The 2596-nt window shown below is 73.9% G+C and carries 2 protein-coding genes; both read left to right on the forward strand.

Going from position 1 to position 2596, the window contains the following annotated elements; all coding sequences use genetic code 11:
- Nucleotides 1-1670 (forward strand): DNA translocase FtsK (locus E2C05_RS30905; protein ID WP_275670528.1); only part of this gene is annotated, 1670 nt, incomplete at its 5' end.
- Nucleotides 1670-2308: a hypothetical protein gene (locus E2C05_RS30910; protein ID WP_133223442.1), complete on the forward strand. Its 639-nt coding sequence runs from the start codon at nt 1670-1672 to the stop codon at nt 2306-2308. The genes E2C05_RS30905 and E2C05_RS30910, both read left to right, overlap by 1 nt.
- The last annotated feature ends 288 nt before the right edge of the window (nt 2309-2596 follow it).

The following is a 2596-nucleotide window of genomic DNA, read 5'->3' on the forward strand; positions in this document are numbered from 1 at the left end:
CGCGGGCCGCGCCCGGCCCGGAAGTGGCGCCACCGCCCCCTGCCGCGGACCGCATGCCGCCGAAGCCGGCGCGCATCGCCGCCCCCGCCCCGGCGGCGAAGCCGGCCCGCCCCGCCCCGCGGCAGGAAGTGCTGCCGCTGGCCGGCGAGGATCCCTGGCGCCTGCCGCCGCTGGCCCTGCTGGCGGAGCCGCCGGCCAAGCGCGTCGGCCGGCCGAGCGAGGAGGCGCTGCAGGCCAATGCCCGCCTGCTGGAGCAGGTGCTGGACGACTACGGCGTGCGCGGCCGCATCGCCGCCATCAACCCGGGCCCGGTAGTCACGCTGTACGAGCTGGAGCCGGCGCCGGGGACCAAGTCGGCGCGCGTCATCGGCCTGGCCGACGACATCGCGCGCAACATGCACGTCACCGCCGTGCGCATCGCCACCGTCCCCGGCCGCAACGTCATCGGCATCGAGCTGCCGAACGCGAAGCGGGAGACGGTCTATTTCGGCGAGATGATGGGCAGCGAGGACTGGATGCGGCATCCCGGCCGTCTGCCCCTCGCGCTCGGCAAGGATATCGGCGGCAACCCGGTCATCGCCGACCTCGCCCGCATGCCGCACCTGCTGATCGCCGGCACCACCGGCTCGGGCAAGTCGGTCGCCATCAACACCATGATCCTGTCGCTCCTCTACCGCTTCGGGCCGGAGGAGTGCCGCTTCATCATGATCGACCCGAAGATGCTGGAATTGTCGGTCTATGACCGCATCCCGCATCTGCTGGCGCCGGTGGTGACGGAGCCGCCGAAGGCGATCGGCGCGCTGAAATGGACGGTGCGGGAGATGGAGCGTCGCTACAAGGCGATGAGCCAGCTCGGCGTCCGCAATATCGGCGGCTACAACGAGAAGGTGGTGGAGGCCCGCCGCAAGGGGGAGGTGCTGTCCCGCCGCGTGCAGACCGGCTTCGACCCGGAGACCGGCAAGCCGGTCTTCGAGGACCAGCCGCTGGCCCTCGCGCCCCTGCCCATGATCGTCGTCGTCATCGACGAGATGGCGGACCTGATGATCGTCGCCGGCAAGGAGATCGAGGCGGCGGTGCAGCGCCTGGCGCAGATGGCGCGCGCCGCCGGCATCCATGTGATCATGGCGACGCAGCGGCCCTCGGTCGATGTCATCACCGGCACCATCAAGGCCAATTTCCCGACCCGCATCTCCTTCCAGGTGACCAGCAAGATCGACAGCCGCACCATCCTGGGCGAGCAGGGCGCCGAGCAGCTGCTGGGCCAGGGCGACATGCTGCACATGGCCGGCGGCGGCCGCGTGGCGCGCGTGCACGGCCCCTTCGTCTCCGACGCCGAGGTCGAGAAGGTGGTGGAATACCTGCGGGAGCAGGGCGAGCCCGCCTATGTCGAGGAGGTCACCGAGAGCGAGGAGGAGGAGCTGGGCGGCGACGGCCTGTCGCTGTCCGGCATCGCCGGCGCGTCGGAAGGCGAGAAGGGCCTGTTCGACCAGGCTGTCGCGCTGGTCAGCCGGGAAGGCAAGGCCAGCACCAGCTTCATCCAGCGCCACCTCAACATCGGCTACAACCGCGCCGCCAAGCTGATCGAGCAGATGGAGAAGGAAGGCGTGGTCGGCCCCGCCAACCATGTCGGCAAGCGGGAGGTGCTGGCGCGCCGGACCGAGGAGGATTGATGCGCGCCCTTCCGGCCGGGCTCGCCGCTCTGGCGCTGGCCTTCGGCCTCGCCCGGCCCGCCGCGGCGCAGGACCGGCCGAGCTTCCAGCCGGCGCGCGACGTCGCCATCGCCTACCGCGTCACCGCCGGCCCGGCCGCGGGGCGGGAATTGCGCATGGCCTGGCTGGCGGCGGCGCGGAAGCTCAGGGTGGACCTGCCGGGCGAAGCCGGCTGGACGGTGGTGGACCAGGCGGCGCAGCGCGTCTTCCTGGTGCTCGACCAGCAGCGGGTGGCGGTGGAATTGCCGGCCGGCGGCGGGCCGGGCGGCTTCAACCTGCCGCTGCAGCCGCCCGACAGCGCGCGCTTCACCCGCGCCGGGCAGGAGAGGGTGGCGGGGCTGCCCTGCACGCTCTGGCGCTATGCCGATGGCCCGACGCAGGGGGAGGCCTGCATCACCGCCGATGGCGTCATGCTGCGCAGCCGCGGCGGCCAGGGGGAGCGCGGCGGGGCGGTCGAGGCGGTGGCGGTCGATTATGCGCCGCAGGACGCGGCGCGCTTCCAGCCGCCTGCCGGCTACCGCACCATGCAATTGCCGGCCGGCGTGCTGCCGCCCGGGGGCATGCCGGGGGGTGTCCCGGGCGCTTCGCCGGGACGCTGAGGCCCCGCGTCCGCCATCCATGACCGGCGCCGCGGTCGGCGGCCCGCGGCGGGGACGCCTCGCCTTCGCCGCGACCCGTCCGGGCCGGCCCGTGGCCCCTGCGCCGCACGCCGGGGAAAGCGGCGCCGCCGACCGCACCAGGCCGACACGCCGCGCCGGCGGCGCGGGCATGGCCCGCCCAATGCGCCGATGGGCCGGCGGAGATAGGAACGGAGGCCGCCGGAGCCAGGTGTCCCGGCACCGCTGGCGGCGGATCGCGGCGACGATGCGCGAGCGCCGGGCCGCGCG

This window comes from Paracraurococcus ruber, assembly GCF_004353985.1.
Classification (GTDB): Bacteria; Pseudomonadota; Alphaproteobacteria; order Acetobacterales; family Acetobacteraceae; genus Paracraurococcus; species Paracraurococcus ruber.

Coding starts and splice junctions, on each gene's coding strand:
- E2C05_RS30910 (WP_133223442.1), top strand. CDS start 1,670: ATGCGCGCCCTTCCGGCCGGGCTCGCCGCTCTGGCGCTGGCCTTCGGC.